Annotated in this window: 29 protein-coding genes; 17 read left to right on the forward strand and 12 right to left on the reverse strand. The window is 69.2% G+C overall.

Translation table 11 applies throughout. The features are described from left to right. Window positions 1–3 precede the first annotated feature (3 nt). The 4 genes from ASF22_RS04585 to ASF22_RS04600 form a co-directional block, all read right to left on the reverse strand. Window positions 4–1830, reverse strand: a complete 1827-nt coding sequence (locus ASF22_RS04585; protein WP_056262219.1) for an ATP-binding cassette domain-containing protein — start codon at window positions 1828–1830, stop codon at window positions 4–6. A gap of 64 nt (window positions 1831–1894) precedes the next feature. After that, window positions 1895–2104, reverse strand: coding sequence for a hypothetical protein (locus ASF22_RS04590; protein WP_056173895.1), 210 nt, complete (start codon window positions 2102–2104; stop codon window positions 1895–1897). Window positions 2105–2179: 75 nt separating this feature from the next. Beyond that, on the reverse strand, window positions 2180–2494 hold the full coding sequence (locus tag ASF22_RS04595) for a polyhydroxyalkanoic acid system family protein (RefSeq protein WP_056092422.1): 315 nt from the start codon (window positions 2492–2494) through the stop codon (window positions 2180–2182). Window positions 2495–2638: 144 nt separating this feature from the next. Continuing rightward, the gene (locus ASF22_RS04600; protein WP_056173892.1) at window positions 2639–2986 is read right to left on the reverse strand and encodes a septal ring lytic transglycosylase RlpA family protein; all 348 of its coding nucleotides are present in this window, start codon (window positions 2984–2986) and stop codon (window positions 2639–2641) included. Between the two features lie 609 nt (window positions 2987–3595). On the opposite strand from ASF22_RS04600, the gene ASF22_RS04605 reads away from it, so the two are divergent. Beyond that, window positions 3596–4789 (forward strand): site-specific DNA-methyltransferase, encoded by a 1194-nt coding sequence (locus tag ASF22_RS04605; protein ID WP_274533799.1) that lies wholly within the window; start codon window positions 3596–3598, stop codon window positions 4787–4789. Between the two features lie 63 nt (window positions 4790–4852). Here ASF22_RS04605 and mutY read toward each other — a convergent pair whose 3' ends face one another. Further along, window positions 4853–6151, reverse strand: coding sequence for an A/G-specific adenine glycosylase (mutY, locus tag ASF22_RS04610; protein WP_056262222.1), 1299 nt, complete (start codon window positions 6149–6151; stop codon window positions 4853–4855). 195 nt (window positions 6152–6346) lie between these two features. Here mutY and ASF22_RS04615 point away from each other — a divergent pair, with 195 nt between their 5' ends. From ASF22_RS04615 to ASF22_RS04660, 10 genes are all read left to right on the forward strand, one after another. Continuing rightward, window positions 6347–6844, forward strand: a complete 498-nt coding sequence (locus tag ASF22_RS04615; protein ID WP_056173886.1) for a DUF721 domain-containing protein — start codon at window positions 6347–6349, stop codon at window positions 6842–6844. Window positions 6845–6937: 93 nt separating this feature from the next. Beyond that, complete coding sequence (locus ASF22_RS04620; protein ID WP_056261939.1) at window positions 6938–7594, forward strand: thioredoxin domain-containing protein; 657 nt, start codon at window positions 6938–6940, stop codon at window positions 7592–7594. Between the two features lie 172 nt (window positions 7595–7766). Next, window positions 7767–8141, forward strand: coding sequence for an AtpZ/AtpI family protein (locus ASF22_RS04625; protein ID WP_056173881.1), 375 nt, complete (start codon window positions 7767–7769; stop codon window positions 8139–8141). An 85-nt stretch (window positions 8142–8226) separates the two neighbouring features. After that, the gene (locus tag ASF22_RS04630) at window positions 8227–8982 is read left to right on the forward strand and encodes a F0F1 ATP synthase subunit A (RefSeq protein ID WP_056173877.1); all 756 of its coding nucleotides are present in this window, start codon (window positions 8227–8229) and stop codon (window positions 8980–8982) included. 110 nt (window positions 8983–9092) lie between these two features. Next, on the forward strand, window positions 9093–9320 hold the full coding sequence (locus ASF22_RS04635) for a F0F1 ATP synthase subunit C (protein WP_018044493.1): 228 nt from the start codon (window positions 9093–9095) through the stop codon (window positions 9318–9320). Between the two features lie 130 nt (window positions 9321–9450). Continuing rightward, window positions 9451–10014, forward strand: coding sequence for an ATP synthase subunit B (locus ASF22_RS04640; protein ID WP_056261944.1), 564 nt, complete (start codon window positions 9451–9453; stop codon window positions 10012–10014). A 111-nt stretch (window positions 10015–10125) separates the two neighbouring features. Then, window positions 10126–10611, forward strand: a complete 486-nt coding sequence (locus tag ASF22_RS04645; RefSeq protein ID WP_200927097.1) for an ATP F0F1 synthase subunit B — start codon at window positions 10126–10128, stop codon at window positions 10609–10611. A 285-nt stretch (window positions 10612–10896) separates the two neighbouring features. After that, window positions 10897–11820 (forward strand): ABC transporter ATP-binding protein, encoded by a 924-nt coding sequence (locus tag ASF22_RS04650; RefSeq protein WP_056261951.1) that lies wholly within the window; start codon window positions 10897–10899, stop codon window positions 11818–11820. Continuing rightward, window positions 11817–12578 carry an ABC transporter permease gene (locus tag ASF22_RS04655; protein ID WP_056261955.1) on the forward strand — a complete coding sequence of 254 codons (762 nt, stop codon included), beginning with the start codon at window positions 11817–11819 and terminating at the stop codon, window positions 12576–12578. Before ASF22_RS04650 ends, ASF22_RS04655 begins: the two co-directional genes overlap by 4 nt. Before the next feature lie 33 nt (window positions 12579–12611). After that, window positions 12612–13577 carry a hypothetical protein gene (locus tag ASF22_RS04660; RefSeq protein ID WP_056261958.1) on the forward strand — a complete coding sequence of 322 codons (966 nt, stop codon included), beginning with the start codon at window positions 12612–12614 and terminating at the stop codon, window positions 13575–13577. Window positions 13578–13587: 10 nt separating this feature from the next. On the opposite strand, the gene ASF22_RS04665 is transcribed toward ASF22_RS04660, so the two are convergent. Next, complete coding sequence (locus ASF22_RS04665; RefSeq protein WP_056261962.1) at window positions 13588–14352, reverse strand: alpha/beta hydrolase; 765 nt, start codon at window positions 14350–14352, stop codon at window positions 13588–13590. 143 nt (window positions 14353–14495) lie between these two features. Here ASF22_RS04665 and ASF22_RS04670 point away from each other — a divergent pair, with 143 nt between their 5' ends. Then, window positions 14496–15326: an FkbM family methyltransferase gene (locus ASF22_RS04670; RefSeq protein WP_056173858.1), complete on the forward strand. Its 831-nt coding sequence runs from the start codon at window positions 14496–14498 to the stop codon at window positions 15324–15326. A gap of 104 nt (window positions 15327–15430) precedes the next feature. Here the strand turns inward: ASF22_RS04670 and sfsA are convergent, their stop codons facing one another. Next, window positions 15431–16141: a DNA/RNA nuclease SfsA gene (gene sfsA, locus ASF22_RS04675; protein WP_056261965.1), complete on the reverse strand. Its 711-nt coding sequence runs from the start codon at window positions 16139–16141 to the stop codon at window positions 15431–15433. A 216-nt stretch (window positions 16142–16357) separates the two neighbouring features. On the opposite strand from sfsA, the gene ASF22_RS04680 reads away from it, so the two are divergent. Continuing rightward, a complete protein-coding gene (locus ASF22_RS04680) occupies window positions 16358–17188 on the forward strand; it encodes a DUF937 domain-containing protein (RefSeq protein ID WP_056261970.1) in 831 nt (276 codons plus the stop codon). A 30-nt stretch (window positions 17189–17218) separates the two neighbouring features. Here ASF22_RS04680 and ASF22_RS04685 read toward each other — a convergent pair whose 3' ends face one another. From ASF22_RS04685 to ASF22_RS04695, 3 genes are all read right to left on the reverse strand, one after another. Then, window positions 17219–17446, reverse strand: coding sequence for a Flp family type IVb pilin (locus ASF22_RS04685; RefSeq protein WP_056261973.1), 228 nt, complete (start codon window positions 17444–17446; stop codon window positions 17219–17221). A 106-nt stretch (window positions 17447–17552) separates the two neighbouring features. Beyond that, on the reverse strand, window positions 17553–17807 hold the full coding sequence (locus ASF22_RS04690) for a DUF3072 domain-containing protein (protein WP_056174160.1): 255 nt from the start codon (window positions 17805–17807) through the stop codon (window positions 17553–17555). A gap of 108 nt (window positions 17808–17915) precedes the next feature. Beyond that, window positions 17916–18803, reverse strand: a complete 888-nt coding sequence (locus ASF22_RS04695) for a branched-chain amino acid aminotransferase (protein ID WP_056173844.1) — start codon at window positions 18801–18803, stop codon at window positions 17916–17918. Window positions 18804–19078: 275 nt separating this feature from the next. Here ASF22_RS04695 and ASF22_RS04700 point away from each other — a divergent pair, with 275 nt between their 5' ends. The 4 genes from ASF22_RS04700 to ASF22_RS04715 all read left to right on the forward strand — a co-directional run bounded on the left by ASF22_RS04700 (window position 19079) and on the right by ASF22_RS04715 (window position 21969). Beyond that, on the forward strand, window positions 19079–19537 hold the full coding sequence (locus ASF22_RS04700) for a MarR family transcriptional regulator (RefSeq protein WP_244473836.1): 459 nt from the start codon (window positions 19079–19081) through the stop codon (window positions 19535–19537). Further along, window positions 19537–20262, forward strand: a complete 726-nt coding sequence (locus ASF22_RS04705) for a response regulator (RefSeq protein WP_056173838.1) — start codon at window positions 19537–19539, stop codon at window positions 20260–20262. The genes ASF22_RS04700 and ASF22_RS04705 overlap by 1 nt, the downstream gene beginning before the upstream one ends. A 76-nt stretch (window positions 20263–20338) precedes the next feature. Beyond that, a complete protein-coding gene (locus tag ASF22_RS04710) occupies window positions 20339–21664 on the forward strand; it encodes an ATP-binding protein (RefSeq protein ID WP_082479300.1) in 1326 nt (441 codons plus the stop codon). 119 nt (window positions 21665–21783) lie between these two features. Beyond that, window positions 21784–21969, forward strand: coding sequence for a hypothetical protein (locus tag ASF22_RS04715; RefSeq protein ID WP_056173834.1), 186 nt, complete (start codon window positions 21784–21786; stop codon window positions 21967–21969). A gap of 432 nt (window positions 21970–22401) precedes the next feature. On the opposite strand, the gene ASF22_RS04720 is transcribed toward ASF22_RS04715, so the two are convergent. Together ASF22_RS04720 and ASF22_RS04725 are read right to left on the reverse strand one after the other, a co-directional pair. Further along, the gene (locus ASF22_RS04720; protein WP_056261979.1) at window positions 22402–25539 is read right to left on the reverse strand and encodes an efflux RND transporter permease subunit; all 3138 of its coding nucleotides are present in this window, start codon (window positions 25537–25539) and stop codon (window positions 22402–22404) included. 16 nt (window positions 25540–25555) lie between these two features. Then, window positions 25556–26821 carry an efflux RND transporter periplasmic adaptor subunit gene (locus ASF22_RS04725; protein ID WP_156647605.1) on the reverse strand — a complete coding sequence of 422 codons (1266 nt, stop codon included), beginning with the start codon at window positions 26819–26821 and terminating at the stop codon, window positions 25556–25558. Window positions 26822–26888 lie beyond the last annotated feature (67 nt).

A 26888-nucleotide genomic window follows, 5' to 3' on the forward strand; every position in this document is an offset into this window, starting at 1 on the left:
CCGTCACGCGTCGCGCAGCATCTCCAGTTCGAGCCAGCGGTCCTCGGCCTGGCCGAGCTGGGTCTCGGCCTCGCTCAGCAGACCCGAGGCCTTGGCGAAGCGCGCCGGATCGCGGGCGTAGAGATGCGGGTCGGCCAGCACCGCCCTCAGCTTGCCGATGTCGGATTCGAGCTTCTTGATCCGCTCCGGCAGGGTCTTCAGCTCGTGCTGGTCCTTGAAGTTGAGCTTGCCCTTGGGGGGGGCGGCCTCCGCCTTGGCGGCCTCCTGCGCCTTGCCGCGCTCGCGCTGCTCGGCCCGGCCCGCCCGCGTGGTCGAGGCGACGGTGCGGGCCTGCACGCCCTCGCCGCGCTGGGCGATCATGTCGGTGTAGCCGCCCGCATACTCGATCCAGGCGCCCTCGCCCTCGCTGACGAGGACGCTGCCCACGACCCGGTCGAGGAAGTCGCGGTCGTGGCTGACCAGGATCAGGGTGCCGGAATAGTCGGTGAGCATCTCCTGCAGGAGGTCGAGGGTCTCGAGATCGAGGTCGTTGGTCGGCTCGTCGAGGACCAGCAGGTTGGCGGGCTGTGCGAGTGCCCGGGCGATGAGGAGGCGGTTGCGCTCGCCGCCCGACAGCACGCTCACGGGGGTGCGGGCCTGCTCGGGCGCGAACAGGAAGTCCTTCATGTAGCCGATGACGTGGCGGCTGACCCCGCCGACGGTGACCGAATCGCCGCTGCCGCCGGTGAGCACCTCGGTCACGGTCATCGACGGTTCCAGGACCGCGCGGGTCTGGTCGAGGAGCATCATCTTGAGGTTGGTACCGAGCGCGATGGTCCCGGAATCCGGCGGTTGCTGGCCGGTGAGCAGGTTGATCAGCGTGGTCTTGCCGGCGCCGTTGGGGCCGACGATGCCGAGGCGGTCGCCGCGCATCACCCGGATCGACAGGTCGGCGACGATGGTGCGCTCCCCGTAGGCTTTCGCCGCGCCCTTGGCCTCCACCACGAGGGCGCCCGACGGGTCGGCCTCCGTCGAGCTCATGGTGGCGGTGCCGACGGGGCGGCGGTCCTCGCGCCGGTCCTTGCGGAGCTGATGGAGGTTGCCGAGGCGCCGGACGTTGCGCTTGCGCCGGGCCGTGACGCCGTAGCGCAGCCAATGCTCTTCGTCGGCGATCTTGCGCTCGAGCTTGTGCCGGTCGCGCTCCTCCTCCTCGAAGAACGCGTCGCGCCACGCCTCGAAGGTGGTGAATCCCTGCTCGATCCGCCGGGTGGTGCCGCGATCGAGCCAGACCGTGGTCTTCGACAGGGCCGAGAGGAAGCGCCGGTCGTGGCTGATGAGGATGAGCGCGCCGCGCACGCTCTTCAGTTCGGCTTCCAGCCACTCGATGGCCGGCAGGTCGAGGTGGTTGGTCGGCTCGTCGAGGAGCAGAATGTCGGGCTCGGGCGCCAGGGCCTGGGCGAGGGCCACGCGCCGGCCCTCGCCGCCGGACAGGCGCGACGGGTCCTCCTCCCCGGTCATGCCGAGGCTCTCCAGCAGATAGCGGGCGCGGTAGGCCTCGTCGCCGTGGGTGAGCCCGGCTTCTACGAAGTCGAGGGTGGTGGTGAACCCTGAGAAGTCCGGCTCCTGGGCCAGATACCGGATGGTGGTGCCGGGCTGGACGAAGCGTAACCCCTTGTCGGGCTCCACCAATCCGGCGGCGATCTTCATCAGGGTCGACTTGCCCGAGCCGTTGCGGCCGACGAGGCAGGTACGCTCGCCCGGCGAGATCGCGAGCTCGGCCCGTTCGATGAGGGGCGTGCCGCCGAAGGTGAGGGCGACGTCTTGGAGGGTGAGAAGCGGGGGAGCGGCCATGGCCGGGCTTATGGCAGTGCCGGCGCCCGTGAACAAATGGTTCGGGGCGCCGGACGCGGAAACCCTACATGACCGGGTTGGCGGGACCCGTGGGCGCAGGGCCGACATCGGGGCCGACGCCCGGATCGTTCACGGGAATCTCGTCCGGCGTCACGTCGGGCGCTTCCGTCGGCGTATGGCCGGGAAACTCGGGCGCGGGCAGATCGGGCCCGGGCGGCGGCGTCTGCGGAGCCTCGTAGGGCGTCTCGGGAACGGGAGCACCGGGATTCGACATGGCAGGCCTCGCGAAAAGGTCGGGCGTGAGGAACGGGCGCCCGGCGTGCCGGTTCCGCCTCGTTTCCGGTCCCGCCTACTTCTTCGTCAGGAGGAGGTTGCCCTCCTGGCCGAGCTTCTTCTGGATGCGTTCGGCGAACAGGGCGAGCAGCAGCGGCAGGCGCACTTCGACCCGAACGGTCTGGGGGCCGACATCCACCTGCCCGTCGACCTTCTGGCCCATGGCCGCCATGGCGAAGTCGAGGCGGTCGTCGGTCCAGGCCAACTTGTCGACGGCGACGCCGGTCTTGTCGAGCAGCCCCTGGACCTGACCCATCCCGTCGGCGATGCGCCGGCGGGCTTCGGCCAGGCCGAGCTCATGCGGGATTTCGACGATCAGGGGCTTGGCCATGGGGGTCCTGCGCGGTTGGCTCCGACCCCCGACATGGGGACGGCCGCCGGCGAGACAACGCCGGCGGCCGCGGAAGGTGACGTTTTCGAGGGAGGCGACGCGATGCGGGCCTCGGTTTTCACGAGGCGCGCTGCGATGCGCGCCTCAGTGAACCACGCTCAGCGCCACATGGGTCACGCCGCCCATGCCGATGGCGCGGGCCGGTCCCTTGGCGAGGTCGATGATCCGGCCGCGCACGAACGGCCCCCGGTCGTTGATCCGCACCACCACGGAGCGGCCGTTGCGCTTGTTCTGCACCAGCACCCGTGTGCCGAAGGGCAGGCTGCGATGGGCGGCCGTCATGCCGTTCGGGTTGAAGCGCTCGCCGTTGGCCGTCTGGCGACCGCTTCCGTACCAGGACGCGCCACCGCTCTGGGCGGCGGCCGGCAGGCTGGCGAAGGTCATGACGGTGCCGATGAGGGTGGCGGCCACACGAACGGAATTGATGTTCATTCGGTCTTGCTCGGTTGTTTCGGATGGCCGGCAAAATGAATTCGAACGGGGCCAAAATGAGACCGGGTGAAATGAGGCATTTGCGGTCACATATGAGGCTAGATCCGAGGCATCATCTGTAGTTGTACAACAATGTAGTGTGGATCGATGTGTGAAAGCCGAAAAGACGTTTCATTCCAAGTGAATGCTGCCGTGGGCCGATCCGGCCGCGGGCTCTGCCTGCCCCCGCACCGAGCAGCAAAAAACTGCCCTGCGCGCGACGAAACCCAGCCATGCGCCGCCCTCCCGGGGCCGAAGGAGAAAGATTATTTTCAAGATCGCGGCTTGGGGGCCGGTTGCCTGACGTCCGGGGGTTCAGCAGACCCCGCCCTACCCGTGTTCCGGATCGGTGAAAATGTTGGCGACATCTCGGGTTATGCCCTCCGACACCCAGGGCAACATTGATGCAGGACCGATCGGTGCTCGCAATTAGCCTGCGGGACGGTCCGGCAACGCACCCGGCAAAAACTGCAGCCCCAAATCGAGACGCATTCACCTCAACCCGGCAACCCGCCCTTTACGTTAACGGCCGCATGGTCCGCCTTGTCAGTCGCGTAACCGGTGTTTGCCATGGCTCCCCTGCGTACCGCGGTTGCCGATACCGTCGCCCGGAAAAGTGTCTCGCGTACCGGGCGACTCGTGTCGGCGCCGCGGATGGGTCTCGTACCCCCCGTTCAGCGCCTTCCCCTCGATGAGATTCTCGTTGGGGATTGTATCGGCGCCATGAACGCCCTGCCGGCGGGCAGCGTCGACTGCGTGTTCGCCGATCCACCCTACAACCTCCAGCTCGGCGAGGGCTCGCTCCTGCGGCCCGATCAGAGCCGCGTCGACGCCGTCGACGACGCCTGGGACCAGTTCTCGAGCTTTGCCGCCTACGACGCCTTCACCCGCGCCTGGCTCACCGCCGCCCGCCGGGTGATGAAGCCGAACGCGACCCTGTGGGTCATCGGCTCCTACCACAACATTTTTCGCGTCGGCGGCGCGCTCCAGGACCTCGGGTTCTGGATCCTCAACGACATCGTCTGGCGCAAGGCCAACCCGATGCCGAACTTCCGCGGTAAGCGCTTCACCAACGCCCACGAGACCCTGATCTGGGCGTCGCGCTCGGCCGAATCGAAGGGCTACACCTTCCATTACGAGGCGCTGAAGGGCGGCAACGACGACGTTCAGATGCGTTCGGACTGGTTCATCCCCCTCTGCACCGGCGACGAACGCCTGAAGGGCGCCGACGGCCTGAAGGTCCACCCGACCCAGAAGCCGGAGGCCCTGCTCGCCCGCACCATCCTATCGGCCACGAATCCGGGTGACGTGATCCTCGACCCGTTCTTCGGCACCGGCACCACCGGCGCCGTGGCCAAGCGCCTCGGCCGCCGCTTCATCGGCATCGAGCGCGAGACCGTCTATGCCGACGCGGCCCGCGCCCGCATCGACGCCGTCGAGCCCCTGTCGCAGGCCGCCCTCATGGTGGCGCCGACGAAGCGCGCCGAGCCCCGCGTCGCCTTCCTCAGCGTTCTCGAGGCCGGTCACATTCGTGCCGGCGAGACCCTCACGGACGCGCGCGGGCGGCACTCGGCCATCGTGCGCCCCGACGGCACCGTGATGGCCGGCCCGGCCTCGGGCTCGATCCACAAGATCGGCGCCCTCGTGCAGGGCCTGCCGGCCTGCAACGGCTGGGACTTCTGGCACGCCACCCGCGACGGCAAGCCCGTGGTGATCGACGTGTTCCGGGCCCGGATGCGGGCCGCCATGGGTTCGGCCGCCTGAGTTTTTGGTACAGCCTGCCTTCCGCGGAATGCCCTCTCCCGCAGAGTAGGGAGGGGTCGCGCCCTACTGCCCGCGCGTCCTCGGCCGGCCGCGTTTTCGCGGCGGGGCAGGCGGCGCCTCCTCCGGCTCCCCGAAAAACCCCTCCCCGTCCTCGACGGGCGGTGCCACCACAGCACGCGGCGCCGGCTTCGGCACCGGGCGAAAACTCGGCGGTGGCGGCGGAGCCTCCTCTTCCGGCTCGGCGAAGAGCGGCGTGTCGGCGACCGCCCGCAGGGCCTTCGGGCGCCCGCGCTTCACCGGCTCGGGCTTCGGATCGAAGGCGTGGGCCAGCACCTTCTTCATCACGCCGGGCAGCGGTTCGTCGTCGAGATCCCGCCGCGGCGTGAAGCGCATGCCGGCGGGGGCCTGGGTGCTCAAGGCGACGCGGGCGAGGAAGACCGTCAGCTCGAGGGGGAAATGCGTGAAGCCGTGGCGCACGAGGCCCGGCAGACGCTTCCAGCGGGCGTCGAACGGCGCGTCGAGGAGGGCCTGGGCCGGATCGTAATCCGGCTCCCACGGGCTCATGGGCGGCTCGGCCATGGCGCCGAGCAGGCCCTCCGGCGGGCGGGTGCGCAGGAGGATCGCTTCATCGCCGGCCCGGACCGCCACGAAGGCCGCGCCCTTGCGCAGGGTCCCCTTCACCGCCTTCAGTTTTCGCGGAAACGTCTCCTGCGTGCCGGCGGCCCGGGCGCGGCACGGCGCCATCCACGGACACAGGGCGCAGGCCGGGCGCTTGGGTGTGCAGATCGTGGCGCCGAGATCCATCACCGCCTGCGCGAAATCGCCCGGCCGGTCGTGCGGCACCAGGGCTTGTGTCACGGCGCGAACCTCCGTGCGGGCGGCCGGCATCATCGTCTCGATGGCGTAGAGGCGGGTCATCACCCGTTCGACGTTGCCGTCGACGGCGGCCTCCGGGCGGTCGAAGGCGATGGCCGCGATGGCGCCGGCCGTGTAGGCGCCGACGCCGGGAAGCTTCCTCAGGCCCGCGAGGGTGTCGGGAAACGCGCCGGCCTCCGCCACAGCCTTGGCGCAGGCGTGGAGGTTGCGTGCCCGGGAATAGTAGCCGAGCCCGGCCCAGGCCGACATCACCGCCTCCTCGGAGGCGGCCGCCAGGGCATCCACGCTGGGGAAGCGTTCGAGGAACTTGTGGAAGTAGGGTTTCACCGCCGCGATGGTGGTCTGCTGCAGCATCACCTCGGAAAGCCAGATCCGGTACGGGTCCGGCGCCTGCCCCGGCAGGGCGCGCCAGGGCAGGACGCGGCGGTGCCGGTCGTACCAGGTCAGCAGATCGTCCGCCCGGGGGCTTGGTAGATTGCCCGCCAGGGGGCTTGGTAGATCGCCCGCCAGGGGGCTTGGCAGAGATGCGTCGGTCACGGGGCTCGGCACTGGCATGGGGCACCCGTCCTTACCCCGGCCGCTCGACGCCTCCAACCGGGCCTTCGGCGGCACGCAACGCCGTGCTAACCATTCGGGCGCGATACGGTGTGGATCGGCGGCGGGAAACGGAAGCGGTTGCGCATGGCGCGGGTCAAGCCACTCGCCGAACTCCTCGATGCCTGCATCGGCCCGGCCTTCGCCGCGCAGGGCTTCGCCTCCACGGACATCCTCGCCGCCTGGCCCGAGATCGTCGGCGAGCGCCTGGCGCGCTACTGCCAGCCCTCCAAGCTCGAATGGCCGCGCCGGCGCCGGCGCGAGGAGGAGGGTCGCCCCGATCCCGGCACCCTGGTGGTGCGGGTGGAGGGCGTGTTCGCCCTCGAACTCCAGCACCTCGCCCCGATCGTGATCCAGCGGGTCAACGCCCATTACGGCTGGGCCTGCGTCGCCAAGATCGTCATGCGCCAGGGCCGGGTCGACCGTATCGGCCGAAAGGTGCCACCGCCCGTCGTCGACCCCGTCCGCCGCGGCGAAGTGGCACTCGCTGTCCGCACCATCGACGACGACGCCCTGCGCGATGCCCTCGACCGCCTCGGCATGGCGGTGGTCGCGACGGCCCCGAAAGCCGTGCCCCGGCGCTGAGTCGGGCGCCCGCGCGCCTTGTCAGGACGGCCGGCAGATTCTACCGCAGGCGGGAGACGATGCGTTTGTCCGCAAGCGGAGCCTGTCACGACTATGATCACCCGGCGCGACGCCCTCAAAGCCACCGGCCTCGCCATCGGCGCGGCGGCCCTCCTGCCCCGGTTCACCCTGGATGCGTTCGCGCAAGGCGGGGCGAATCTCTCGACCCTGATGGAGCCCGGGCCCTTGGGCGACGTCTGGCTCGGCCCGAAGGACGCGAAGGTGACGATCATCGAGTACGCCTCGATGACCTGTTCCCATTGCGCCGCCTTCCACCGGACGACGTACCCGGTCCTCAAGGAGCGCTACATCGACACCGGCAAGGTGCGCTTCACCCTGCGGGAATTCCCCCTCGATCCGCTCGCTACCGCGGCCTTCATGCTGGCGCGCTGCGACGGCGACGCGAAGTACTACCCCATCACCGACCTGCTGTTCGACCAGCAGCAGGGCTGGGCCTACGTGCAGAAGCCGCAATCGCCCGTGGACGCCCTGGAGCAGATGCTGCGCCAGGCCGGTTTCTCGAAGGACAAGTTCGAGGCCTGCCTCAAGGACCAGAAGCTCTACGGGGCCATCAACACGGTCAAGCAGCGTGGCATGGACACCTTCAAGGTGGATTCCACCCCGACCTTCTTCATCAACGGCGAGCGTTACACCGGTGAGATGTCCATCGAGGGCATGGAGAAGGTGATCAAGCCGATTCTCGGCGCCTGACGCATCGCTTTTGCAATGCACGGGCAAAAGAGCGAATTCCCGAATGGGCGCAATATGTTAAGTCGTGTCGAGGTCGCCTTGACACCCAAGGTGGGCGAAACTATGTTGCCGCCCGCTTGAAGGAGGCGTCCCGGCCGGTTCTCTCCGCTCTCGCCAATGTGAGTTTTCGCGTATGAGCGGCAACGACGCTGGGGATGGGCGCGGAGCCGAACGGGAGCAAGCGCGGGACGAGGACCTCTCCCAGAGGCTCAAACGTCTCGAGACGCAGATCGAGCGGAAGCGGCCCAGCGCCCCTCCCGGTCCTTCGTCGCGTTCCGGTTCTTCGACCGGGCCCTCTCCTCTCGGCCAAGCGATGCGACTCTCCACGGAGTTCATCGCCGGCGTCCTGGCGGGGGGCATACTCGGCTGGATGTGCGATCATTTCCTGGGGACGAAACCCTGGGGCCTGATCGTCCTGCTGATGCTGGGCTTCCTGACCGGCGTCTATAACGTCATGCGTGTCTCGGGATCGCTCTCGAAGGCGCCGACGAAGGAACGGGATCGCTAGGCGATTTCGTGAGAACGCCGCTCGCGCGGCGATTGGTGGTGGCGGGCCTCCGGCCCGTTCGGTTTCGAAAAGGACGGGAGCGGCAATGGCCGTAAAGATGGATCCGATCCACCAGTTCGAGCTCAAGCCGCTCGTCTCGTTCGGACATATCGGTAACCAGGAGATCGCGTTCACGCAGTCGGCCCTGTACATGTTCGCCGCCGTGGGGATCATCGCGCTGATCACCATCGTGGCCACCGCGCAGCGCTCGGTGGTGCCGGGTCGCATGCAGTCCATGGCCGAGGTGTTCTACGAGTTCATCGGCTCGACCCTGCGCCAGTCCGCCGGCCACGGCTCCGAGCGGTTCATGCCGCTGATCTTCTCGCTGTTCATGTTCGTGCTCGTGCTGAACATGCTCGGCATGATCCCCTACGCCTTCGCGGTGACCAGCCACATCATCGTCACCTTCGCGCTGGCCTTCCTCGTGATCGGCACCGTGATCGTCTACGGCTTCATGGCCCATGGCACGAAGTTCCTGAAGGTGTTCGTGCCCTCCGGCGTGCCCGGCTGGCTCCTGCCGATGATCGTCGCCATCGAGATCGTGTCGTTCATCTCGCGCCCCATCAGCCTCGCGGTGCGTCTGTTCGCCAACGTGCTCGCCGGCCACATCGCCCTCAAGATCTTCGCGGGCTTCGTTCCGGCGCTCCTCGCCGCCGGCGCCTGGGGGGCGATCTCGCCCCTCCCTCTGGCCCTCAGCGTCGCGGTCACGGCCCTCGAGTTCCTCGTGGCCGGCCTGCAGGCCTACGTCTTCGCCACGCTCGCTTCGATCTACCTCAGCGACGCGCTGCATCCCGGCCACTAAGGCCGGTGGATTCCGGCCCTCGCGGCCGGGCACCCCTTCCGTCCCCGGGTCCGCCCTCGCGGCCCGGATTCTCTCCACGCAACGACGACACGGACCCCAGGAGCAATTTGATGGATCCCTTAGCTGCCAAGTACATCGGTGCCGGCCTCGCCTGTCTCGGCATGGCGGGCGCCGCCATCGGCCTCGGCAACCTCTTCGGCCAGTTTTACGCCGGTGCCCTGCGCAACCCGTCGGCCGCTGACGGCCAGCGCGGCAACCTGCTCCTCGGCTTCGCCCTCACGGAAGCGCTCGGCATCTTCTCGCTGCTCGTCGCGCTGCTTCTCCTGTTCGCCGTCTAAGTCCAGCGAACCGATACCGGGCCGGACGCGGCATCCCCGAGGGGATGCCGCGTCCCCAAAGGGATGCAAGGCGCGTCCGGCCCCAGTCTCTGATTTGACCGCAAGTCCCCCGATTTGACCGAAGGACGTCATGGCTCAGCCGGCTCATCCGACCGCAACGCATGAAGGCTTCGCCGCGACGCCGGCCTCCGAGCACGGCGGCGGCTTTCCGCCCTTCGAGAGCCACACCTTCGCGTCCCAGCTCATCTGGCTCGCGCTCGCCTTCGGGCTGCTCTACTACCTCATGGACAAGATCGCCCTGCCGCGCATCCAGTCCATCCTGAACGACCGCGCCAATCGCCTGTCGTCGGACCTCGACGAAGCCCAACGCCTCAAGGCCGAGGCTGACGCCGCCGGAGCCGCCTACGAGAAGTCCTTGGGCGATGCCCAGGCCAAAGCCCAGGCCATCGCACTCGAGACCCGCACGGCCCTGACGCGGGACGCCGAGACCAAGCGCAAGGCGCTCGAAACCGAACTCAACGCCAAGATCGCGGCCTCCGAGGCCACCATCCGCGGCCGCACCGCCGAGGCCATGGGCAATGTCCGCGGTATCGCCGGCGAGACGGCGTCCGCCATCGTCGAGCGCCTGACCGGCCGGAGCCCGGACGAGGCGGCCATCGCCAAGGCCCTCGATAGCGTCGCCCTCCCGCACTGAGCGGGCACGCCACCCTACACCTTACCGGCCGGCGGTCCCTCCGGGGGCCGACGGCTCCGCCCAGGACCGATCCTCCGGCCCGGGCGCCATCGAGTTGGGACGACGAGCATGTTGTTGGAAGCCGAATTCTGGGTCGCAGTCGCCTTCGTGCTGTTCATGGCCGTCGTCTGGAAGGTCGGCGGCTTCAACCAGATCACCAACGGTCTCGACGGCCGGGCCAAGCGCGTCCGCTCCGAGCTCGACGAGGCCCGCCGCCTACGTGAAGAAGCCGCCGGTATCCTCGCCGACTACAAGAAGCGCCGGTCCTCCGCCGAGGCCGAGGCCGATGCCATCGTCTCCGGTGCCCGCGCCGAGGCCCAGCGCATCGCCGACGAGGGCCATGCCCGCCTGAACGAATTCATCGCCCGCCGCACCAAGTCGGCCGAAACCAAGATCGCCCAGGCCGAGGTCCAGGCCACCGCCCAGGTCCGAGCCGCCGCGGCCGACGCCGCCGTGAAGGTCTCGGAGGTCATCCTGCGCGAGCGCATGCAGGGCGACGCGGCCCAGGATCTGGTTCGCCAGAGCCTCGGTGAGGTCCGCACCCGCCTCCGGGCCTGAACGCCCCATCGACCTGACGGGAGAGCCGCCGCGAGGCGGCTTTTTTCGTTTCTCGGATCGTTCGCGGGTCGGGGCTCGGCCGGGATCGGACGATCGCGACAGGCTCCCTCTCCTGGAAGAGGGGGTTGGGGTGAGGTGTGTGACCGATTCGGATGAGCTACACACCTCACCCTGTCCCTCTCCTCCAGGAGAGGGGCCCCGCGCCGGTCGGCCCCGCCGCCGGGCCGACTCATCTGTCCCGTAGCCCGGCCCCTCGCGCGCAAGCGCCCTCCAAGCGGAGACTCGATGCCGCCGATCATCTCGATTGCCAACCTGTCCAAGGTCTACGGTACGGGGCACAACGCCCTGAAGAACATCTCCCTCGACATCCGCAAGAGCGAGATCTTCGCCCTGCTCGGCCCCAACGGCGCCGGCAAGACCACGCTGATCAGCATCGTCTGCGGCATCGTCACGGCGAGCGCGGGCAGCATCCGCGTCGACGGACATTGCATCGACAAGGATTACAAGGCGGCGCGCCGGGCCATCGGCCTCGTGCCGCAGGAGCTCACCACCGACGCATTCGAGACCGTGTGGGCCACCACCGGTTTCAGCCGCGGCCTGTTCGGTCTGCCCCCCGACCCGGCCCATATCGAGCGGGTGCTTCGCGACCTCTCCCTGTGGGACAAGAAGGACAGCCGGATCATGACCCTGTCGGGGGGCATGAAGCGGCGCGTGCTCATCGCCAAGGCGCTCGCCCACGAGCCCCGCATCCTGTTCCTCGACGAGCCCACGGCCGGCGTCGACGTGGCCCTGCGCCAGGACATGTGGCGCCTCGTGCGCAAGCTGCGCGACCAGGGCGTCACCATCATTCTCACCACCCACTACATCGACGAGGCCGAGGAGATGGCCGACCGGGTCGGCGTGATCCGCAACGGCGAGATCATCCTCGTCGAAGAGAAGGCCGAGCTCATGCGCAAGCTCGGCAAGAAGCAGCTCACCCTCCACCTCGAGGCCCCGCTCGCGGCGTTGCCCCCCGCCCTCTCGGGACACGACCTCGAACTGGCGGAGAACGGGCGCGACCTCGTCTACACCTACAGCACCAAGGGCGACGCGGCCCTGACGGGGTTGCTCGCCGACCTCGCCCGCGCCGGCATCGGTTTTCGCGACCTCGATACCAGCCAATCCTCCCTGGAGGACATCTTCGTCGACCTCGTGAAGGAACGGCCATGAACTGGTACGCGGTCCGCGCCCTCTACCGCTTCGAGATGGCCCGCTTCTGGCGGACCGCCCTGCAGAGCATCGTCGCCCCCGTCATCGCCACGTCCCTGTATTTCGTGGTGTTCGGCGCGGCCATCGGCTCCCGCATGGCCTCCGTCGACGGGGTCGCGTACGGCGCCTTCATCGTCCCCGGCCTGATGATGCTCTCGCTCCTGACGCAGAGCATCGCCAACGCCTCGTTCGGCATCTACTTCCCGCGCTTCGCCGGCACGATCTACGAGATCCTGTCGGCACCGGTCTCGCCCCTGGAGATCGTGCTCGGCTACGTCGGCGCGGCGGCGTCGAAATCGATCCTCATCGCGCTCATCATCCTGGCCACCGCGACGCTGTTCGTGCCGATCCGCATCGAGCATCCGTTCGTGATGGTGGGCTTCCTCCTGCTCACGGCGGTGACCTTCAGCCTGTTCGGCTTCCTCATCGGCCTGTGGGCGGACGGGTTCGAGCGGCTGCAGCTCGTGCCGCTCCTCATCGTCACGCCGCTGACGTTCCTGGGCGGCAGCTTCTATTCCATCGACATGCTGCCGCCGGTGTGGCGGGCCCTGAGTCTCGCCAATCCGGTGGTCTATCTCATCAGCGGGTTCCGCTGGGCGTTCTTCGGCAATTCCGATGTGGGCATCGGCGTGAGCTTCGCCATGGCCCTCGTGTTCTTCGCCCTGTGCCTCGCCGGCGTCACCTGGATCTTCCGCACGGGGTATCGGCTGAAGAGCTGAGCGGCCGTCGCCGTCGGGATGGAGAAACGAGGCATGTCTACGCGCGTCTACACGGTCGACGAGGCCGATATCCGCCGGGCCTTTCCGCCCAGCCTTGAGCCTCCCGGCCTGCTGATGGAGTTCGGGCAATGGCTCGCGGGCCGGCCCTGGGGCAGCGTCGGCTGCTTCGATCTTGCCGGAAGCTGGGCCGATGATGCGCCCATCGTGGACGGCACACCCCTGCGCCGGGAATTCGCCCTGTTCCTGCATCTGCCGGACGGATCGGAGGCGGGGTTCTGGCTCCCGCCCGGACACGATCCGAACGCGCCGAGCATCGTCGGCTTGGGCTCCGAAGGCGAGGCTGGCGTCATTGCCCCGAGCCTCGAAGCCTTCCTCGCGAGTCTCGCGGTCGGGGCCTTCGACGATGGCGGCACATGGAGCGATTTCGCGCCGTCCGAACTCGTCGTGGAGGACGGCCTCGATGACTTGGCGGAGTGGTTGCGGGGACGGCTGGGTCGATCCGACCTCGAGGCCGTCGCGCTGCCGGGCGACAGCAGCGTGTTCGCGACCCGGATGGCGCGTCGGAGCGAGGAGCGCGAAGCCTATTGGGGCCGGCATCCGGCGCTGGCCGATCTGGCCCATCTCCTGAATGCTCATCGTCCCAAAGGCCGCAACCCCTGGGCATCGACCCGTTTCGAGGTCTCCCTCGTCGGCGACCTGTTTCAAGCGCGTGTCTTCGAACGTGGACCGCAGCCGATTCCCGAAGCAGCCCTCATGGAGCCCATACTCCGGGCTTTGCGCGACGCACAGGCGCTGTCCGAGCCGGGATGCGGCCTGTGGTTCACCATGCACTTCGACATGCACGCGGACGGGACCATCCTGCCGCGGTTCGATTATCAGACCCGCCCGGTCATCGACGGGGCGTCGGCGCCCGTGGATCAGGGGCGTGCCGACCTTGCCCGTGCCCCCCGGCCCGAGCGCTGGGTTCCTGCGTGGCTTTCGGACCCGGACGCCGCGTAGATGTCCGGTCTCAGGCCCGTCCGTCGAGGAACGCGAGGACGCCCTCGCGATGCTGCCGGTCGCCCACCGCCGTGCTGTGGTCGCGGTTGGGCAGTTCCAGGGACTGGGCGTTAGGCATGAGCGCGACGAGGGCCGGGCCGGGCCCCGAGACCGTGTCGAGGGTGCCGACGGTGACCAGGGTCGGCGCCCGGATCTCGGCGACCTCGGCCCGCGACAAGGTCTGGCGCGAGCCGCGCATGCAGGCGGCCAGCGCCCTGAGATCGCTTTTCGTCTGTTCGGCGAAGGTGCGGAAGGCCGCGGCGGTGGGGTTGGGAGCGGGAGTGCCGGGCTCCGCCTCCAGGGCTTCGGCGATCCCGCTCGGCAGACCGCGTCCCTCCACGAGGTGCAGGCCGAGGCCGCCGAGGAGAAGCGAGCGCACGCGGGGTGCGTCGTCCAGCGCCAGGTAGGCCGCGATGCGCGCGCCCATGGAATAGCCCATGACGTCGGCGCGATCGATGCCGAGATGGTCGAGGAGGCGGGCCGCGTCCCGGGCCATGAGGTCGGACCCGTAGGCCTCCGGATCGTAGAGCTTCTGGCTCTCGCCGTGACCACGATTGTCGAGGGCGATCACCCGGCGCCCGGCCTCCGACAGGGTCTTCACCCAGAGGGTGTTGACCCAGTTGACGCGGTGGTTCGAGGCGAAACCATGGATCAGCAGGATCGGGTCGCCGGCCCCGTCGCGCGCGGGCGTGTCGAGGTAGGCGATGCTGACGCCGTCGGAGAGGAAGGTCTGCATGGGAGGCTCGGGGTGATGGGAGGCTCGGGGTACGGCAGCGGGCGGGGCCGATGCCGTTGTGGTCCGCGCCGGCGATGGAGGGAAGCCCCCCGGATGGCGCCGGCGCTTGCCCCCGCCGGATCGGGCTGGCATCACCCCTGGCGATGAAGGACACGCAGCCCTACGGCACCTACGCCCCCACCGGCCTCGTCGCGCGCATCGCCCGACGCACGGGCCGGCTCTCCTACGGGAGCTGGGGCGCCCGCCGCCTCGCCCTGTTCCTGCGCCGGATCGGCATCGGCCTGCTGCGCGGAAAGCCCCTCGACGTCGAGCGCTACGGCGCCCGGATGCGGCTCTACCCGTACAACAACAATTGCGAGAAGAAGGTGCTCTTCACGCCGCAATTCTTCGATCCCGAGGAGCGTGCGCTTCTCAAAGCGCGCCTGGAACCCGGCTGCACCTTCCTCGACATCGGCGCGAACATCGGCGCGTACGCCCTGTTCGTGGCGGCCTTCGCCGGGCCGCGGGCCCGCATCCTCGCCGTCGAGCCGCAGCCTGACGTGTTCGACCGGCTGACCTACAACATCGGCCAGAACCCGTTCGGCACCGTCAAGGCCGTGGCCTGCGCGGTGGCCGACAAGGCGGGTGCCCTCACCCTGTTCGTCGATCCGCGCAACCGGGGCGAGTCGAGCCTGAAGATCGTCGGCACCAACGAGGGGGCGCAGATCCGCGTGCCGGCCGTCACCCTCCTCGACCTTGCGCAGGGCGAAGGCATCACCCGCATCGACGCGATCAAACTCGACGTCGAGGGCGCCGAGGATCTCATCCTCGAGCCGTTCTTCCGCACTGCCCCGGTCTCGCTCCATCCGCAGCTGCTCCTCGTGGAGAACGGCACCGACCAGTGGCAGATCGACCTGCCCGCCCTGCTGCAGGCCAACGGCTACCGCCTCCTGGCCCGGACCCGGCTGAACCTGATCTTCGAGCGGAGTGCCTGACACTGTTTTCCGGATGATCCATTCGGGGACAGTCTCGGGCAGCCCGCGCGGCGCCTGAGCGAAGCCCAAATCCGCATCGCGAGGCGATCGACCGGCATGAGGCGTCACCCGACCACGGGAATCGCGTCCGCGAGGGCGACGCCCTCGGGGTCGACCCGGCAGCGATGGGCGTGGACCGCGACGCCGGCCGCGCGGGCGGCCTGGAAGGCGGCGTCGAAGGCCGGATCGATGTCGCGGGCGACGTCGAAGCGGGTCGCCCACATTTGTACGACGACGATGAGCATGGCCCGGCCGCCGTTCGCCACCACGTCGGCGAGATCCACCATGTGCCGGGCGCTGCGGGCGGCGACGCAATCGGGGAACTCGGCGAGGCCGGGCGTCCGCAGGAGGTGGCAGTTCTTGACCTCGACGTGGCAGGGCCCGAGCCCCTCCCCCTGCGCCAGAAAATCGACGCGGCTCGCTGCGGCGTAGCGGACCTCCGGCCTCAAGCCCGTATAGTCGGCGAGCTGCGGCAACGCCCCGGCGCGAAACGCTTCGGCCACGAGGGCGTTCGGGCGCTGGGTGTCGATGCCGACCCATTGCGGGCCGCCGGGGAGGTCGGCCTCCACGAGCTCCCACGAGAATCCGAGCTTCCGGGACGGCTTCGTCGATGCGGAGAGCAGGGTCCGGGCGCCGGGCGTCAGCAGGCCCAGCATCGCCCCGGGGTTGGCGCAGTGGGCCGTGACCAGGCTGCCGTCCGCGAGCTCCATATCGGCGAGGAAGCGTTTGTAGCGGCGCACGAGGCGCGCGGGGATGAGGGGCGCGGGAAACCGCATCGGGGCGCCTTGCTGAGGATGTTGGTGGCGAAAACGGGTGGCGCCGTATCGATTCGACGGGGAAACGCCGTCCGGAATCGGCATTCCGGGCCTCCCGCAGGGGGCATCGCCATCGGCGGGCTGGTAAGTCAACCGCCGATGCGACAGACTTGAACCCACGCACGCGAGCATACGACCCGGATCGGCGTCGCCCATCCGTTCACGAGGCCCAGTTCCATGTTCAACCTGTTCGATATCCTCCAGGCGCAGGCCGGTCCGGGCGCTCAGGGCTTCGGACAGCAGTTCGGTCTGTCGCAGGACCAGACCCGGCGAGCCATGGAGGCGCTGCTGCCCGCCCTCACCATGGGGCTCCAGCGCAACGCCGCCAACGATCCGACGGGCTTCGCCCACCTCTTCAGTCTGGCGGGTGCCGGTGCGACGGCGCCGCGCCCATCGGCTTCGCCGCAGATGGACATGCTGGTCCGCCAGCTCTTCGGCTCGCCGCATCTGAGCCAGGCGGTGCTGCAGCAGGCGGCGGGAACGAGCGGCATCGCCACGCCGGTGCTCAAGCAGATGCTGCCGGTAATGGCCGGAATGGTGGTGGCCGGCATCGTCCACGTGATGATCAACCAGACGCCGCAGGCGGCGCCCGCGCCGGCGCCGAACGCGTTCGGCATTCCGCCGAACCCCTACTGGACCGATATGGTGAACGCCTTCATGACGGCCGGGGGCGCCCTCGCGTCCGGAACGCCGGCGCCGAAGGCGCCCCCGGTCCGCACGGCCGCGAAGCCGAACCGGCTGGCACCCCAGCCCGCCCCGGCGCGCGTCACGCCCGGACAACCGGCCCCGGCCACCAACGACGCGGCGCCCTTCGAGCTGTTCCAGCAGATGTTCCAGTCCGGCCTCGACGTCCAGCAGGAGAACGCCAAGGCGATGCAGCGCCTGTTCGACACATTCTGGCAAGAGGGCCGTCAACAGGAGAGCGGTCGGAACGCGAACCCGCCGGGCGACGCCACCGCGCGCACCGGGTCGGGCAAGGCGGAATCCGGCAAGTCAGGCGGGCGCTGACGTCCCGTTCCGCCGGCTCCCAGGCCCCTTTCAGGGTGTGGTGATCGCCGTGGCGAGGGTGTTGTAGACGATCACCATCTTGTCGGAATAGGCGCGCATCGCCCCGACCACAGCAAGGCCGATCAGGCCGACGAGGAGCGTGTATTCGACGGCCGTCGCGCCGCTCGCGTCGGCGGCGAACCGTGCCCGCCCGCGCTGGACGTCCTGTGCCGCATCGGGATCACCGCGATGCTCGAAACCGTTCGGAACCCCAGCCATCGTTCGAAAAAATCCCTGCCGGTCCCGAAGCAACGTAACGGTAACCGGTCAGATACTTCCGGGGGCTTAACCCGAACGTAGAATTCGAGCCGGCCCCCGGTTTCGATCAGTTGCCCTTGGTCTCCTTGCGAAGGGCATCGATACGCTGCGAGGCCTCGGCCTTGTCGAGGTCGGGCGAGAAGGCGTCGGGGTCCTTGGCCTGCTCCGACAGAGTCTTGAGGTAGGAGGCCTGGGCGCCGGTCATCGGCTCGCCGCCGGTGGTCCACTCGCTCGGATCCTTGATCTGGTTCGACGTGTCCTTCGGGTCGATCTTCGGATTGGTCTCGTCGGCCGCGACGGCCTTCTCAGCAGCCTTGGTCATCATCGCCTCGCGTTCATGGAATGTTCCCTGTGAACGCATGGTCGGGGTCGCGGTTCCGCATCGCCCGACCCAAGGCCCCCGGGGGCCTTGGACCGGATGTCGCGGGCCTCAGGCCGCCTCGGCCTTGGGCTGCACCTCGGCGGTGTAGTCGTCCATCAGCGTCTTGGTCAGGCTGGCGGGCACGAACCGGTACGGACCGATCTCGGACACCGGCGTCACCTCGGCCGCCGAGCCGGTGATGAAGCACTCCGAGAAGCCTTCGAGCTCGGCCGGCAGGATGCGCCGCTCCACCACCTGGATGCCGCGGCGCTTGGCTAGCTCGATCACGGTCTGGCGGGTGATGCCGTTGAGGAAGCGGTCGGCGAGCGGGGTGTGGATCACGCCGTCGGCCACGAAGAACACGTTGGCGCCGGTGCATTCGGCGACGTTGTCCTCCCAGTCCAGCATCAGGGCGTCGGCGTAGCCCTTGTTCTCGGCCCGGTGCTTGGAGATCGTGCAGATCATGTACAGGCCCGCCGCCTTCGAGGTGGAGGGGGCTGTGCGGGGGTCCGGCCGGCGGTAATCGGCGATGTCGAGGCGGATGCCCTTCATCTTGGTCTCGGGATCGAAGTAGCTCGGCCATTCCCACGCGGCGATGGCGAGGTGGATGGTGTTGTTCTGGGCGGCCACGCCCATCATCTCGGAGCCGCGCCACGCCACCGGGCGCAGATACGCGTCGGCGAGGCCGCTGGTCCGCAGGACGAGCTCCTTGGCCGCCTCGATCTCGGCCGCACTGTAGGGGATCTTGAAGTCGAGGAGTTCGGCCGAGCGAAGCAGGCGCTCCGCATGCTCGCGGCTCTTGAAGATGCGCCCGCCATAGGCCCGCTCGCCCTCGAACACCGACGACCCGTAATGCAGGCCGTGGGACAGCACGTGGATCTTGGCATCCTTCCACGGCACCATCGCGCCATCGTACCAGATGGTGCCCTCGCGCGCGTCGAACGGGATCAGGGACATGGTGGGCTTCCTCGGCACGCGGGCTTGCCCTCGAAGCCGGCGTCAGATGGGAGTCGGGGGTCGGGCGGCGGAACAGGCCGGGAGTCGGAACAGGCCACGGGTCGTGACGCCCTACCGGAAGGCTTGACGGGTAGCAACGCACCTGAAATATGTCAATAACACTGACATAAAATCAGGCCGCCCCCGACGTGACCTTTCCCGCGACCCAGACGGCCGGCAGCGACGCACACGGTCCGGAAGAGACCGCCTCATCCCAAAGCCCCGGCGACGACCTCATCGAGCTGCTGTTCTTCGCCTATCGCGATTTCGTCGGTGACCCGGACCGCATCCTAGCGCAATACGGGTTCGGCCGGGCGCATCACCGGGTGCTGCACTTCGTCGATCGCTACCCGGGCCTCACCATCGCCGAACTCCTCGATATCCTGCGGATCACGAAGCAGAGTCTGAACCGGGTGCTCAAGGATCTCATCGAGCAGGACTACATTGTCCAGAAGACCGGAACGAGCGACCGGCGCCAGCGGCTGCTGTTCTGTACGGATCGCGGCACCGCGCTCGCGGGCGACCTCATCCGGGTCCAGACCCACCGGGTGACGCGGGCGCTCGCCGAGCCGGCGCCCGGCGCCGGGGAAGGCGGGGCGCTCTCGGCCCAGAACTTCCTGCTCGCCATGATCGAGCCCGAGGAGCGCGCCGCCGTGCGTCGCCTCATGGCCCGCCGGGCCCGGAGCGCCGCCTGATGTCCCTCCCCGGTCTGAAGGCCAGCGTCGAGCTGGCCGACAACGCGCCCCACATCCTCGTGGTGGACGACGACCGCCGCGTGCGCGAGCTCCTCACCCGCTTCCTCTACGAGCAGGGCTTCCGCGTCACCGCCGCCGCCAACGTCGCCGAGGCGCGCACCAAGGCGCAGTGCTTCGTGTTCGACGCCCTCGTCCTCGACGTGATGATGCCGGGCGAGAGCGGGTTCGACTACGCCCGCCACGTCCGAGAGACCTCGCGGGTGCCGATCCTCATGCTCACGGCCCGCTCCAACCCCAACGACCGTGTCATGGGCCTCGAGATCGGCGCCGACGATTATCTGCCGAAACCCTTCGAGCCGCGCGAACTGATCCTGCGTCTCAACAACATCATCAAGCGGCGCGCCGAGGGCGCCCCGGCGCGCGAGCCCGGCCTCGAGACCGTGACCTTCGGGCCGTTCTCCTACCGCATCGACCGGGGCGAGCTGCGCCGCGCCGACGAGACCATCCGCATCACCGAGCGCGAACGCGAGATCCTCACCGTGCTGGCCCAGGCCGGGGGCGCCAACGTGGAACGCGAGGCGCTCGCCGGGGCCGGCGGCCTCGCCGCCGAGCGCAGCATCGACGTGCAGATCAACCGCCTGCGCCGCAAGACCGAGGTCGACCCGGCGAACCCCCTGTTCCTGCAGACCGTCCGGGGCGTCGGTTACCGCCTCGCCGTCGATTGATCGCCGGGCCGTGCCGCGCACGCACGCGCCGAATCGGCTGCTGACGGCCCTCGCGCGGGTGCCGCCGCCGCGACGGATGTGGCGGCTCCTCAGCCGCGCCATCGGCGACCTCCTGCCGAAGGGCCTCTATGCACGGTCGCTGATCATCATCATCGCGCCCGTGGTGTTGCTGCAATCGGTGATCGCCTACACGTTCATGGAGAGGCACTGGCAGCTCGTGACCCGGCGCCTGTCGGCGGCGGTGACGGCGGATGTGGCCGCCCTCATCGACGTCTACGAGAGCTACCCCCAGGACAAGGACGCCGAGACCCTCACGCGCATCGCCGGCACCCGGCTCAACCTCGACCTCGACATCCTGAAGGGGGCGACGCTGCCCGTCGCCGGGCCGCGACCGTTCTTCTCGATCCTCGACGAAGTGCTGTCCGATGAGATCAAGCGCCAGATCCGGCGACCGTACTGGATCGACACGGTGGGCCGCTCCAGCCTCATCGAGATCCGCGTCGCCATTCCCGACGGGGTGCTGCGGGTCACGGCGCGGCGCAGCATGGCCTACGCCTCGAACTCGCACATCTTCCTCCTGTGGATGAGCGGATCGTCCCTGGTGCTCCTCGGCGTCGCGATCCTGTTCCTGCGCAACCAGATCAAGCCGATCCTGCGGCTCGCCGCCGTCGCCGAGAGTTTCGGCAAGGGCCGCGAGATCGAGTTCCGCCCGCGCGGCGCCCGCGAGGTCCGCCAAGCCGGTCACGCCTTCATCGAGATGAAGCGCCGGATCGAGCGGGCGATGGAGCAGCGCACTACCATGCTCAACGGGGTGAGCCACGACCTGCGCACCATCATCACCCGGTTCAAGCTGACCCTGGCGCTCATCGATCAGACGGCCGACGTCGAGGACCTCCAGCGCGACGTCGACGAGATGAGCCGGATGCTAGAAGCCTACCTCGCCTTCGCGCGCGGGGATTCCGGCGAACTCGCCGTGCCCACCGACATGCGTGCGATGCTGGAGGACCTGCGCACGGATATGGAGCGCCTCGGCGCCCACGTGGAGGCCGTCGAGATCGAGGGCGAGGCCAGCGTCACCCTGCGGCCCGACGCCATCCGGCGCTGCCTGTTCAACCTCGCGGCCAATGCCGCCCGCTACGGCGACACCGTCGCGGTGGTCGGCCGGCGCGAGGTTCGCAGCTTTCTCGTCTCCATCGACGACGACGGACCGGGCATTCCCCTCGACCAGCGCGAGGAGGTGTTCAAGCCGTTCGTGCGCCTCGACGACGCACGCCAGGATGCCGGCGGTTCGGGACTCGGCCTCTCCATCGCCCGCGACATCGCCCGGTCGCATGGCGGCGACGTCAGCCTGCACGACTCGCCGCTCGGAGGCTTGCGCGCCACCGTGCGGATTCCGGCCTGACGCGACCCCTTGGCGCCGCGCGACCCTTGGCGCCGCACGGACCGGAGTGCTAAGGAGGTGAACGTAATCGCGATCATACGGGCCGGCACGTCGGGTCCGCGTCGAGGCTGAGTGACCCCATGAACCCGCTGACCCCGATCCTGGCCCTTCTGCTCCTGCCCATCGCCGCCATCGGCCTGCTGCTCTATACGGACGCGGGCATCGAGCCGGCTCTGTTCTATTCCACGGTGAAGACCTTCGTGGTTCTGTTCATCGTCGCCGGCGGCCTCTGCTACGGCGCCAGCCGCCTCGCCGAGCGCGCCTGAGCTTCTTTTCGGTTTTTTGCGACGCGATTTTGCGGCCCGGACCTCTCAGGTTCGGGCCGTTTTCGTTTGCGGGCGTCATTACCTGATCGGTTCGGGCATCGGCATGGACCGAGCGCGGGTCCCTCTCCTGGAAAGCAGCCGGATTTACACAACCTCGATCGAACCGCTTCCATGTGGAAACAGGGCACCGGACGGCATCCGGATGCGGGCGTAAGGCGCACCGGTGCTCACTCTCCTGTTTGGGAGAGGGTTGGGGTGAGGGTCGTGGATTTTTCCGGAGCGTTCGCACACCTCATCCTGTCCCTCTCCTTCCAGGAGAGGGACCCGCGCTGTCCGCGAGATCCATGAATGTCGTCACCTGGAGGAGAGCGAGCGCGTTACGGCTCACGCCGACCTTCCGTCCTTGCGAAAGGAACGCGAACCGAGAAGAATTCACTCCGCCGCGATGCGTGGCGGAAAGCCTTTCCGGTCGTTGGCGGACGCGGCCGGCAGGGCGAAGGCGCCGTCCTCCGGTTCGTCCTTCTGGCCGATGAAGCGGGCGAACAGGCGCACGAACAGGCGCGAGAGGTCGTCAACCAGCACGAAGATCGCCGGCACGAAGATCAGCGACAGGCCCGTCGAGACGATGAGGCCGCCGATGACCGCGATGGCCATGGGCGCGCGGAACTCGCCGCCGATGCCGAGGGCCATGGCCGAAGGCACCATGCCGGCCGCCATCGCGATGGTGGTCATGACGATGGGCCGCGCGCGCTTGGCGCCGGCGTCGGTGATGGCGGTGGCCCGGTCGACGCCCTTGGCCATCTCCTCGAGGGCGAAATCCACCAGCATGATGGCGTTCTTCGTCACCACGCCCATGAGCATGAGGATGCCGATGACCACCGGCATGGAGATGGGCTTGTTGAAGATGAGCAGCCCGAGGATCGCCCCGCCGATGGAGAGCGGCAGGGAGAACAGGATGGTGAGAGGCTGCAGGAAGTTGCCGAACAGCAGCACGAGGACGCCGAACACCATCATCAGGCCCGCACCCATGGCGAGCGCGAAGCCCTCGAACACCTCACCCATCACCTCGGCGTCGCCGGTCTGGCGGATGACCACGCCCGGCGGTAGGTTCTTGGCCGCCGGCAGGTCGAGGACCGCGGCGATGAGGGAGCCGAGTGCGTCCGAGCCCTCCATGTTGGCCTCGAGCGCCACCCGGATGGCGCGGTCGTAGCGGTCGATGGCCGTGGGCCCCCGCCCGAGGCTGAGATCGGCCACCGTCGAGAGCGGCACGGAGGCCCCGCCCTTCACCGGCACCTTCAGGGTCTCCAGCTGCGAGAGGTCGCCGCGCAGGCGCTCGGGCAGCATCACGCGGATCGGCACCTGCCGGTCGATGGCGTTGAACTTGGCGAGATTGGCGCCGATGTCCCCGATGGTGCCGACCCGCACGGTCTCGGCGATGAGGTCCGTGGAGACGCCGAGATCGGCCGCGACCCCGGCTTTCGGGCGGATGCGGATCTCGGTGCGGTCCAGCGGCGCGGTGGAGAGCACGTTGACGAGGTGGGGGACTTGCGCCGCCTCGCGCTGGAGTTGGGCCGCCACGTCGGCCACCACGGCCTTGTCCGGCCCCGAGACGATGAGGGTGAGGTCGCGCTGGCCGCTCTCGCGCAGGGCCCAGGAGCGGATGTCGGGCTCCTGGCGCAGGAGGGCGCCGATGGCGACATCGACTTCCTTCTGCGTGCGGTGCCGCGCGTTCTTCGGCGTCAGGTTGATGGTGAAGGTGGCGAGCCGCACCTCTTTCTTGCCCGGCAATTGGCGGCCGCCGTCGACGAAGACGCTGCGGACCTCCGGCAGGGTCTTGATCCGGTCGACGAGGCCGTCGCTGACCCGGGTGGTGTCGGCAAGCCGCGCCCCCGGGGGAAGCTCCACGACGAAGATCGTGCGCGCCGCGTCCTCGGCCGGCAGGAAGCCCGCCGGCAGGAGGCGGGTGGACATGATCGAGGCGGCAAAGCAGGCGAGCCCCACCACCAGGGTGATGAACTTGTGGCGTACGGACCAGGCCACCACGCGGGTGTAGGCCCGCATGACCGGACCCTCGCGCTCGTCCTCGGGGCCGTGATCGCGCAGGAAGTAGGCGGCGAGCAGGGGCGTGATCAGCCGCGCCACGAGCAGCGACATGAACACGGCCGCCGCGATGGTGAGGCCGAACTGCTTGAAGTACTGCCCGGCGATGCCGCTCATGAACGACACGGGGGCGAAGATCGCCATGATGGTCGCCGTGATGGCGATGACGGCCAGCCCGATCTCGTCGGCCGCCTCGAGGGCCGCGCGGTAGGGCGATTTCCCCATCCGCATGTGACGGACGATGTTCTCGATCTCCACGATGGCGTCGTCGACGAGGATGCCGGTCACCAGGGTGATGGCGAGGAGACTCACCGCGTTGAGCGAGAAGCCCAGCGTGTTCATGATCCAGAACGTCGGCAGCACCGACAGCGGCAGGGCGATGGAGGCGATGAGGGTCGCGCGCCAGTCCCGCAGGAACAGGAACACCACGATGACGGCCAGCGCCGCGCCCTCGACGAGGCTCAGCATCGCCGAGTGGTAGTTGCCCACCGTGTTGGTGACCGAGGTGTCGATGAGATCGAAGCGCACGCCCGGGTGCTTGCCCCGGAGTTCGTCGATCTTCCTCGCCACGGCGGTGGCGACCTCGGCGTCGCTCGCCCCCGTGGCGCGCGAGATGGCGAAGGCCACCACCGGCTCGCCGTTGAAGCGGGCGAAGGTGCGTGGCTCCTCCGCGCCGTCCACCAGGGTTGCGAGTTCGTCGAGGCGGACCTTGCGGTTGCCCGGGACGATGATGGAGGTCTGTGCCAGGGTGTCGAGGCTGGCCGCGCCCGCGAGCGTCCGGATCGACTGCTCCTGGCCGCCGAGTTCGCCGCGCCCGCCGGCCATGTCGGCGGAGGTCAGGCGCAGCTGCCGGTTCACGTCCGCCGCCGTGATGCCCAGCGCCAGCAGGCGGTCGGGCTTCAGGGTCACGCGGATCTCGCGGGCGACGCCGCCGAGGCGCTCGACTCCGCCCACCCCCTTCACGCCCTGGATCTGGCGGGCGATGACGTCGTCGATGAGCCAGGACAGGTCTTCGGGCGTCATCGCCGGGGCGGCGGCGCCGTAGATCATGATCGGCAGGCCGGCGATCTCGACGCGGTTGATGATCGGCTCGTCGATGGTGCGGGGCAGGTTCACCCGCACCTTCGAGATGGCGTCCTTGACGTCGTTGACCGCCCGGTCGGTGTTGGTCTCCAGGCGGAACTCGATGGTGGTGGTCGAGATGCCCTCGGTGATGGCCGAGATGGTGTGCTTGACGCCCTTCACGCCGGCCACCGCGTCCTCCACCACCTTCGTCACCTGCGTCTGCAGCTCGGAGGGGGCGGAACCCGCCTGCGTCACCGTGACGGCGACGATGGGGATGTCGATGTTGGGAAACCGGGTGATCGGCAGGGCGCGGAAGCTGACGAGGCCGAGCACCACCAGCACCAGGAACAGCACGATGGAGGGGATCGGCTTGCGGATGGCCCAGGCGGAGATGTTGAGGCGCATGGCGGCGGGTCCGATCTCAGCGCGCGGCGTCTTGCGGAGGCGTCGCGTCCGCGGCTTTCGCCCCTACGGCTTTCGTCCCTGCGGCCTGCCCGGCCGGCCGGACCGCCCGCACCAGGTCGCCGTGCCGCAGGAAGGAGCTGGCGCGTGCCACCACCGCCTCGCCGGCCTGGACGCCCGAACGGACCTCCATGATGCCGTCGGCGGCGAGCCCCGGGGCGATCCGGCGGGCCTCGACCCGGTCGTCCTTCACCACGAAGACCGAGGCGGCCCCATCGGTCGCGTAGAGCACCGCCGAGAGCGGCACGGCGACCCCGCGCCGGCGCGCGACCTCGACCTTGCCCCGCGCGAAGGCGCCGATGCGCAAGGAAGGGTCGGGTGCCAGGGCGATGCGGACGCGGCCGAGGCGGGTCATGCGGTCGACCTCCGGATCGATGCGGCGGACGCGTCCCGTGAGGATGCGGCCCTCCTCGCCCTCAAGGCTGACGGGATCGCCGAGCTTGAGCCGCGGCATCGACACCTCGGGAATCTCGCCTTCGAGTTCGATCTCGCCCCGGGCGATGAGGCGGAACATCGGCTCGCCGACGGCGCTCGCCGTGGCGCCGACCCTTGCCGTGCGCCGGCTGACGATGCCGCCCTCGGGCGCGCGGATGTCCGTGCGGGCGCGCCGCAGGGCGATCTCGGAGCCTTGGGCGCGCGCGGTAGCGCGGTCGGCCTCCGCGAGCTGGAGCCCGCCGCGGGCGGCGGCGAGACGCCCCTCCCCGCCCTGTGCCGCCGAGACCCGCTGCTCCAGCACGGCCGCCGTGGCGTTGCCGGTCTTCACCAGGCTTCGCGCCCGCTCGAGGGCCAGGCTGGCCTCGACCTGCGCGGCTTCGGCCTGAACGATCTGGCTGCGGGCCTGGACGATCGCGGCGTCGGCCCGCGCCAGGGCGGCGGCGTTGGCGGCTTCCTGGGTGACGATCATCTCCAGGGACAGGCGGGCCAGCGGCTGGCCCTTCTCGACCCGCGCGCCCTCTTCCACCAGGAGTTCGGTGATGCGGGTGCCCTCGATCTCGGGGGCGACCAGGATCTCGTCGCGCGGCACCAGGGTGCCGGTGACCACCGCCCGCTCGACCACCTCGCGCTCTTCGGCCGGCACAACGGTGACGGCGGGCGCCAGGGCGGCGGCATCCGGGACGGCAGCGGTCTCGGCCGCCTTCGCTCCGCTCGTCCCCTCGGCGCCGATCGGGGTGAGGAGAAAGGCCGGCAGCAGGGCGAGGGCCGGAAGAAGGTCGCGCGCGCGCATGGGCTGTGGCATTCGCTCGAGGTGTGCCCACAGGGCCGAGGATGAGGCGCCGAGCCGTGACGCCCGA

Source organism: Methylobacterium sp. Leaf87, assembly GCF_001422775.1.
In the GTDB taxonomy this organism is placed as follows: Bacteria; Pseudomonadota; Alphaproteobacteria; order Rhizobiales; family Beijerinckiaceae; genus Methylobacterium.

Excerpts from the sequence above, each read along its gene's own strand:
- ASF22_RS04685 (WP_056261973.1), bottom strand. The coding sequence starts at position 17,446 with ATGGCTGGGGTTCCGAACGGTTTCGAGCATCGCGGTGATCCCGATGCG.
- ASF22_RS04710 (WP_082479300.1), top strand. The coding sequence starts at position 20,339 with ATGTGGCGGCTCCTCAGCCGCGCCATCGGCGACCTCCTGCCGAAGGGC.
- sfsA (WP_056261965.1), bottom strand. The coding sequence starts at position 16,141 with ATGCGGTTTCCCGCGCCCCTCATCCCCGCGCGCCTCGTGCGCCGCTAC.
- ASF22_RS04695 (WP_056173844.1), bottom strand. The coding sequence starts at position 18,803 with ATGTCCCTGATCCCGTTCGACGCGCGCGAGGGCACCATCTGGTACGAT.
- ASF22_RS04640 (WP_056261944.1), top strand. The coding sequence starts at position 9,451 with ATGGCTCAGCCGGCTCATCCGACCGCAACGCATGAAGGCTTCGCCGCG.
- ASF22_RS04625 (WP_056173881.1), top strand. The coding sequence starts at position 7,767 with ATGAGCGGCAACGACGCTGGGGATGGGCGCGGAGCCGAACGGGAGCAA.
- ASF22_RS04705 (WP_056173838.1), top strand. The coding sequence starts at position 19,537 with ATGTCCCTCCCCGGTCTGAAGGCCAGCGTCGAGCTGGCCGACAACGCG.
- ASF22_RS04665 (WP_056261962.1), bottom strand. The coding sequence starts at position 14,352 with ATGCAGACCTTCCTCTCCGACGGCGTCAGCATCGCCTACCTCGACACG.
- ASF22_RS04595 (WP_056092422.1), bottom strand. The coding sequence starts at position 2,494 with ATGGCCAAGCCCCTGATCGTCGAAATCCCGCATGAGCTCGGCCTGGCC.
- ASF22_RS04605 (WP_274533799.1), top strand. The coding sequence starts at position 3,596 with ATGGCTCCCCTGCGTACCGCGGTTGCCGATACCGTCGCCCGGAAAAGT.
- ASF22_RS04670 (WP_056173858.1), top strand. The coding sequence starts at position 14,496 with ATGAAGGACACGCAGCCCTACGGCACCTACGCCCCCACCGGCCTCGTC.
- ASF22_RS04620 (WP_056261939.1), top strand. The coding sequence starts at position 6,938 with ATGATCACCCGGCGCGACGCCCTCAAAGCCACCGGCCTCGCCATCGGC.
- ASF22_RS04715 (WP_056173834.1), top strand. The coding sequence starts at position 21,784 with ATGAACCCGCTGACCCCGATCCTGGCCCTTCTGCTCCTGCCCATCGCC.
- ASF22_RS04725 (WP_156647605.1), bottom strand. The coding sequence starts at position 26,821 with ATGCGCGCGCGCGACCTTCTTCCGGCCCTCGCCCTGCTGCCGGCCTTT.
- ASF22_RS04585 (WP_056262219.1), bottom strand. The coding sequence starts at position 1,830 with ATGGCCGCTCCCCCGCTTCTCACCCTCCAAGACGTCGCCCTCACCTTC.
- ASF22_RS04690 (WP_056174160.1), bottom strand. The coding sequence starts at position 17,807 with ATGACCAAGGCTGCTGAGAAGGCCGTCGCGGCCGACGAGACCAATCCG.
- ASF22_RS04590 (WP_056173895.1), bottom strand. The coding sequence starts at position 2,104 with ATGTCGAATCCCGGTGCTCCCGTTCCCGAGACGCCCTACGAGGCTCCG.
- ASF22_RS04650 (WP_056261951.1), top strand. The coding sequence starts at position 10,897 with ATGCCGCCGATCATCTCGATTGCCAACCTGTCCAAGGTCTACGGTACG.
- ASF22_RS04615 (WP_056173886.1), top strand. The coding sequence starts at position 6,347 with ATGGCGCGGGTCAAGCCACTCGCCGAACTCCTCGATGCCTGCATCGGC.
- ASF22_RS04720 (WP_056261979.1), bottom strand. The coding sequence starts at position 25,539 with ATGCGCCTCAACATCTCCGCCTGGGCCATCCGCAAGCCGATCCCCTCC.
- ASF22_RS04635 (WP_018044493.1), top strand. The coding sequence starts at position 9,093 with ATGGATCCCTTAGCTGCCAAGTACATCGGTGCCGGCCTCGCCTGTCTC.
- ASF22_RS04655 (WP_056261955.1), top strand. The coding sequence starts at position 11,817 with ATGAACTGGTACGCGGTCCGCGCCCTCTACCGCTTCGAGATGGCCCGC.
- ASF22_RS04660 (WP_056261958.1), top strand. The coding sequence starts at position 12,612 with ATGTCTACGCGCGTCTACACGGTCGACGAGGCCGATATCCGCCGGGCC.
- ASF22_RS04630 (WP_056173877.1), top strand. The coding sequence starts at position 8,227 with ATGGCCGTAAAGATGGATCCGATCCACCAGTTCGAGCTCAAGCCGCTC.
- ASF22_RS04600 (WP_056173892.1), bottom strand. The coding sequence starts at position 2,986 with ATGAACATCAATTCCGTTCGTGTGGCCGCCACCCTCATCGGCACCGTC.
- ASF22_RS04680 (WP_056261970.1), top strand. The coding sequence starts at position 16,358 with ATGTTCAACCTGTTCGATATCCTCCAGGCGCAGGCCGGTCCGGGCGCT.